Here is a 6,202-nt window from a genome sequence, read left to right on the forward strand (position 1 = left end):
GCCCGGCGCCGACCGGGTCGGCGCCGCCCGCGCGCTGGCCGACGAACTGGGCGCCACCGTTCTGCTCAAGGGCAACGTCACCGTCATCGCCGAGCCCGGCGGGCCGGTCTACCTCAACCCGGCCGGGGCGTCGTGGGCGGCCACCGCGGGCTCCGGGGATGTGCTGTCCGGGATGATCGGCGCTCTGCTGGCCTCCGGGCTGCCGGCCGGGGAAGCCGCCGCGGCCGCCGCGTTCGTGCACGCCCGCGCGGCGGCCGCTGCGGCCGCCGACCCCGGTCCCCAGGATGCGCCGACATCGGCGTCGCGCATCCTTGCCCATATCCGCACCGCCCTCGCTCGTCTCTAGGAAAGGTTCTTCTCGTGACGTCGTCTCACCCGTCCGTCCCCGCCCGCTCGATCGGCCCGGCCTACACCGGCCGGATGTTCACCGCCCCGGTGCCGGCGCTACGGTTGCCCGCCGAATCGATGGACCCCGAAGCGGCCTACCGGTTCATCCACGACGAACTGATGCTCGACGGCAGCTCGCGGCTGAACCTGGCCACCTTCGTGACGACCTGGATGGACCCCGAGGCCGAGAAGTTGATGGCCGAGACCTTCGACAAGAACATGATCGACAAGGACGAATACCCGGCCACCGCCGCCATCGAGCAGCGCTGCGTGTGCATGGTCGCCGACCTGTTTCACGCGCCCGGGCTGCGCGACGACGACCCGTCCAGCGCGACCGGGGTGTCGACGATCGGGTCGAGCGAGGCGGTGATGTTGGGCGGTTTGGCGCTGAAATGGCGCTGGCGCCAGAAGGTCGGCGCCGACTGGAAGAACCGCACCCCCAACCTGGTGATGGGCTCCAACGTGCAGGTGGTGTGGGAGAAGTTCTGCCGCTACTTCGACGTCGAGCCGCGTTACCTGCCGATGGAGGAGGGCCGCTACGTCATCACCCCCGAGCAGGTCATCGATGCCGTCGACGAGAACACCATCGGGGTGGTGGCGATCCTGGGCACCACCTACACCGGTGAGCTGGAGCCGGTCGCCGAGATCTGCGCGGCGCTGGACAAACTGGCCGCCGACGGCGGGGTCGACGTGCCGGTGCACGTCGATGCGGCCAGCGGCGGGTTCGTGGTGCCGTTTTTGCACCCGGACCTCAAGTGGGACTTCCGGGTGCCGCGGGTGGTGTCGATCAACGCCAGCGGCCACAAGTACGGGTTGACCTATCCCGGCATCGGGTTCGTGGTGTGGCGCGGCCCCGAACATCTGCCCGAGGACCTGGTGTTTCGGGTCAACTACCTGGGCGGTGACATGCCGACGTTCACGCTGAATTTCTCCCGGCCGGGCAACCAGGTGGTCGGCCAGTACTACAACTTCCTGCGGCTGGGCCGCGACGGCTACACCCAGGTCATGCAGTCGTTGTCGGAGACCGCGCGCTGGCTGGGCCACCAGCTGGCCGAGAGCCAACACTTCGAGCTGATCTCCGACGGGTCGGCGATCCCGGTGGTGGCCGCCCGGCTGGCCGGCAACCCCGGCTACACCGAGTTCGGCGTGTCGCACGAGCTGCGCAGTTACGGCTGGCAGGTGCCCGCCTACACCATGCCGGACAACGCCACGGACGTCTCGGTGCTGCGCATCGTGGTGCGCGAGGGGCTGTCGGCGGATCTGGCCCGGGCCCTGCACGACGACGTGGCCAAGGCGGTGGCCAGCCTGGACAAGCTCAAACCGGGCCGCCACTACGCCGAACAGCACTTCGCGCACTGAGTCTTGCGTCGAGCGTGCGGCCAGGGCGGGATTTCGCGACTTTTTTCGCCGTGACCGCACGTTCGGCGCGTGATGGGAGGCACATGCCGGGTTCTGGGACAATCGCCGGTGAGATGAGTGCGATATCCCAGACGTCCGGCTTGATCGCCGAGGCCGTCGTGGACTTGGGCGCCATCGCGCACAACGTGCAGGTGCTGCGTGAGCACGCCGGATCCGCGCAGGTCATGGCCGTCGTCAAGGCCGACGGCTACGGTCACGGCGCGGTGCGGGTAGCGCGCGCCGCGCTGGGCGCCGGGGCGGCCGAACTCGGTGTCGCCACCGTCGGCGAGGCGCTGGAGTTACGGGCGGGCGGCATCACCGCGCCGGTGCTGGCCTGGCTGCACCGACCGGGCACCGACTTCGCGCCCGCGTTGACCGCCGATGTGGGCATCGCGGTGTCCTCGCTGCGGCAGTTGTCCGAACTGCTCGACGCGGTGCGCCGCACCGGCATCACCGCCGCGGTGACCGTCAAGGTCGACACCGGGCTCAACCGCAATGGGATCGACGCCGCGCTCTACCCGGCCCTGGCGGATGCGCTGCTGCGCGCCCAGGCCGAGGGCATGGTTCGAATACATGGGCTGATGTCGCACATGGTGCACGCCGACCGTCCCGAGCACCCGTTCATCGACCTGCAGGCGCAACGGTTTTCCGCGCTGCTGACCCAGTCGCGGGCCCGTGGCCTGCGCTACCAGGTTGCCCACCTGTCGAATTCGGCGGCCACCTTGACCCGGCCGGATCTGTGCTACGACCTGGTCCGGCCCGGCATCGCCGTGTACGGGCTCAGCCCCATCCCGGAGCGGGGCCAGCTCGGCCTGATACCCGCGATGACGTTGAAATGCCCGGTGGCGCTGATCAAATCGATCCGGGCCGGGGACGGCGTGTCCTACGGTCACGATTGGGTCGCCGACCGGGACACCACGGTGGCGCTGCTGCCGATCGGCTACGCCGACGGCGTGTTCCGTCCGCTCAGTGGGCGTTTCGAGGTGCTGATCAACGGTCGTCGGCGGCGCAATGTGGGGCGGGTGTGCATGGACCAGTTCGTCGTCGATCTGGGCCCGGGGCCCGTCGACGTCAGCGAAGGCGACGAGGCGATCCTGTTCGGGCCCGGCACCCAGGGCGAACCGACCGCCCAGGATTGGGCCGACGTGCTCGGCAGCATCCACTACGAAGTGGTGACCAGTCCGCGGGGCCGGGTCACCAGGACCTACCGTGGCTGACCGCGGACGGTGGCGCAGCCGGTGGTTAGCCGGCGCGGCCGGTGTGACCGCGGTGGGCAGCATCGCCGGCGTCACCGTCGCTCGCTCGATGACCCGGCGCACCACGCTTGACGACCCGTACCTCGACGAAGACTTCGACGTGTTGAACGGCGACCGCAGCACGGTGGTCACCACATCCGACGGGGTGTCGTTGGCGGTGCGGGAGGTCGGGCCGCCGGATGCGCCGTTGACCGTGGTATTCGCCCACGGTTTCTGTCTTCGGATGGGGGCCTTCCATTTTCAGCGGATGCGGCTGACCCAGGAGTGGGGTCCGCAGGTGCGGATGGTCTTCTACGATCAGCGCGGCCACGGCCTGTCCGGCGAGGCCGCCCCCGACACCTACACGGTGCCGCAGCTCGGCGAGGACCTGGAGGCGGTGCTGCGCGCGACGGCGCCGCGCGGTCCGGTCGTGCTGGTTGGGCATTCGATGGGCGGTATGACGGTGTTGTCGCACGCCCGGCAGTTCCCGCAGCACTACGGCAGCCGCATCGTCGGTGCGGCGTTGATTGCGTCTGCGGCCAAAGGGGTGTCGCGGTCACCGCTGGGCGAGATCCTGCGGAATCCGGCGCTGGAGGCCGTCCAGTTCTCCGCCCGCTACGCGCCGAAGCTGGTGCACCGGGGCCGCGGCGCGGCCCGCGCGGTGATCGGCCCGATCCTGCGGGCGGCGTCCTACGGCAACGAGAAGATCAGCCCCAGCGTGGTGGCGTTCTCCGAGAAGATGATGCACGACACGCCGATCGCCACCCTGGTGGGCTTCCTGCACGCGCTGGAGGTGCACGACGAAAGCGCGGCGTTGCCGATCCTGTCGCGGATCCCCACCCTGATCGCCTGCGGGGACCACGATCTGCTTACCCCGGACGGGTACTCGCGGGCGATGGCCGCGGCGCTGTGGGACTGCGAACTCGTCGTCGTCGGCGGCGCGGGGCATCTGGTGCAGCTGGAGGAACCCGACGCCATCAACGACGGGTTAGTCCGCCTGGTGGAGCGGGCCACCCCCACCCGGTTGGCCGCGCTGACCCGACGGTTGCGGGATCGGACCCGGCACCGTGCCTGAGGCCGCAGCGACCCTGAGCACGGTCGAGGACACCATTGCGCTCGGCGCCCGGCTGGGCGAGCAGTTGCGCGCCGGCGACGTGGTGGTGCTGACCGGTCCGCTCGGCGCGGGGAAAACGGTGCTGGCCAAGGGAATCGCCGCCGCGCTGGATGTTGACGGGCCGGTGACGTCACCGACGTTCGTGCTGGCGCGGGTGCATCGGCCGCGTCAAGCCGGGGCGCCGGCGATGATCCACGTCGACATGTACCGGCTGCTGGATCACCCCGGCGCCGATCTGCTGGCCGAGTTGGACTCGCTGGATCTCGACACCGATCTCGACGACGCGGTGGTCGTCGTGGAATGGGGGGAGGGGCTCGCCGAGCGGCTCTCCGAGCGTCATCTCGACATCCGGTTGGAGCGCGCCAGCAACTCCGAGGTGCGGACCGCGGTGTGGCGGTGGAGTCAGCCATGACGCAGGTGATCCTGGCCATCGACACCGCCACCCCGGCGGTGACCGCCGGCATTGTTCGCCGCGGTGAAGGGGTCACGGTGCTCGCCGAACGGGTGACCGTCGACGCCCGAGCGCACGCCGAACGGCTGACCCCCAACGTGCTGGCCGCGCTCACCGACGCCGGGTTGGGCATGGCCGATCTCGGTGCGGTGGTGGTGGGTTGCGGGCCCGGACCGTTCACCGGCCTGCGGGTGGGCATGGCCACCGCCGCCGCCTACGGGCACGCGCTGGGCATCCCGGTGCACGGGGTGTGCAGCCTGGACGCGATCGGGGTGCAGACCGGCGGTGAGGCGCTGGTGGTCACCGACGCGCGGCGGCGCGAGGTGTATTGGGCGCGTTACCGCGACGGGGTCCGCACCGCGGGCCCGGCGGTGGGGTCCCCGGCCGATGTCGACCCCGGCGCGGCGCAGGCGGTGGCCGGGTCGCCGGCGCATGCTGGGCTGTTCGGCCTACCGGTGCTCGACATCGCCTGTCCGAACGTTGCGGGATTGGTTGCGGCGGTAGGTGACTGGGATGCCAAGCCCGAACCCCTGGTGCCGCTGTATCTGCGCCGGCCGGACGCCAAAGCGCCGGCCGCCGCCGTCACCATCGACCCGCTGGGCCGCGCCGACGCGCACCGGTGCGCGGAGCTGGAGGCGCTGCTGTTCAAGGGCGACGATCCCTGGCCGGTGGGCGCCTTCCTCCACGAAGTCGCCGGCAAGCACAACCACTACGTGGCGGCGCGGGCCGACGGCAAACTCGTCGGCTACGCCGGAATCGCGCGGCTGGGCCGCATCCCGCCCTACGAATACGAGATCCACACCATCGGCGTCGATCCCGCCTGGCAGGGCCGCGGAATCGGTCGGCGGCTGCTCGCCGACCTGCTGGACTTCGCCGACGGCGGCGTCGTGCACCTGGAGGTCCGCACCGACAATCAGGCGGCCATCGCGTTGTACCGCGCCGCGGGTTTCGAACAAGTGGGGCTGCGCAAGCGCTACTACCGGGTCAGCGGCGCCGACGCCTACACCATGCGGCGGGAGGTAAGCGGATGACGACCATTTTGGCGATCGAAAGTTCCTGCGACGAAACCGGTGTCGGCATCGCCCGACTCGACGCGGACGGCGCCGTGACCCTGCTGGCCGATGAGGTGGCCTCCAGCGTCGACGAGCACGCCCGGTTCGGCGGGGTGGTGCCCGAGATCGCGTCCCGCGCACACCTGGAGGCGCTGGGGCCGACCATGCGGCGCGCGCTGGCCGCCGCGCAGCTGGACCGACCCGACGTCGTCGCCGCGACGATCGGGCCGGGGCTGGCGGGCGCCCTGCTGGTGGGGGTGGCCGCGGCCAAGGCCTACGCGGCCGCCTGGGGGGTGCCGTTTTACGCGGTCAACCACCTGGGCGGGCACCTCGCCGCCGACGTCTACCAGCACGGGCCGCTGCCGGAAAGCGTGGGCCTGCTGGTGTCCGGCGGGCACACCCACCTGCTGCACGTGCGGTCGCTGGGCGAACCGATCATCGAGCTGGGCAGCACCGTCGACGACGCGGCCGGCGAGGCCTACGACAAGGTGGCCCGGCTGCTGGGCCTGGGCTATCCGGGCGGGCGGGTGCTCGACGAGCTGGCCCGCACCGGGGACCGCGTCGC

7 protein-coding genes and 1 pseudogene are annotated in these 6,202 nt (G+C 71.0%); all 8 read left to right on the forward strand.

The genetic code is table 11. From position 1 onward, the window contains the following. On the forward strand, nucleotides 1–346 hold a 346-nt coding region (locus BKN37_RS25060), incomplete at its 5' end, for an NAD(P)H-hydrate dehydratase (protein WP_278184975.1). Nucleotides 347–360: 14 nt separating this feature from the next. Further along, nucleotides 361–1,746 carry a glutamate decarboxylase gene (gad, locus tag BKN37_RS25065; RefSeq protein WP_071029745.1) on the forward strand — a complete coding sequence of 462 codons (1,386 nt, stop codon included), beginning with the start codon at nucleotides 361–363 and terminating at the stop codon, nucleotides 1,744–1,746. A gap of 113 nt (nucleotides 1,747–1,859) precedes the next feature. After that, nucleotides 1,860–3,002 carry an alanine racemase gene (alr, locus tag BKN37_RS25070; RefSeq protein WP_194074181.1) on the forward strand — a complete coding sequence of 381 codons (1,143 nt, stop codon included), beginning with the start codon at nucleotides 1,860–1,862 and terminating at the stop codon, nucleotides 3,000–3,002. Beyond that, nucleotides 2,995–4,095, forward strand: a complete 1,101-nt coding sequence (locus BKN37_RS25075; RefSeq protein ID WP_071029749.1) for an alpha/beta fold hydrolase — start codon at nucleotides 2,995–2,997, stop codon at nucleotides 4,093–4,095. The genes alr and BKN37_RS25075 overlap by 8 nt, the downstream gene beginning before the upstream one ends. Then, a complete protein-coding gene (gene tsaE, locus BKN37_RS25080) occupies nucleotides 4,088–4,546 on the forward strand; it encodes a tRNA (adenosine(37)-N6)-threonylcarbamoyltransferase complex ATPase subunit type 1 TsaE (protein WP_095407206.1) in 459 nt (152 codons plus the stop codon). Before BKN37_RS25075 ends, tsaE begins: the two co-directional genes overlap by 8 nt. After that, nucleotides 4,543–5,172, forward strand: a pseudogene (gene tsaB / locus BKN37_RS30035) (tRNA (adenosine(37)-N6)-threonylcarbamoyltransferase complex dimerization subunit type 1 TsaB); the annotation flags it as partial. The gene tsaE and the pseudogene tsaB, both read left to right, overlap by 4 nt. Nucleotides 5,173–5,181: 9 nt before the next feature. Next, the gene (rimI, locus tag BKN37_RS30040; protein WP_423212842.1) at nucleotides 5,182–5,616 is read left to right on the forward strand and encodes a ribosomal protein S18-alanine N-acetyltransferase; all 435 of its coding nucleotides are present in this window, start codon (nucleotides 5,182–5,184) and stop codon (nucleotides 5,614–5,616) included. Next, on the forward strand, nucleotides 5,613–6,202 hold a 590-nt coding region (locus tag BKN37_RS25090; RefSeq protein WP_479724566.1), incomplete at its 3' end, for a tRNA (adenosine(37)-N6)-threonylcarbamoyltransferase complex transferase subunit TsaD. The genes rimI and BKN37_RS25090, both read left to right, overlap by 4 nt.

The sequence above is a fragment of the Mycobacterium talmoniae genome (assembly GCF_001854525.1).
GTDB lineage: Bacteria > Actinomycetota > Actinomycetes > Mycobacteriales > Mycobacteriaceae > Mycobacterium > Mycobacterium talmoniae.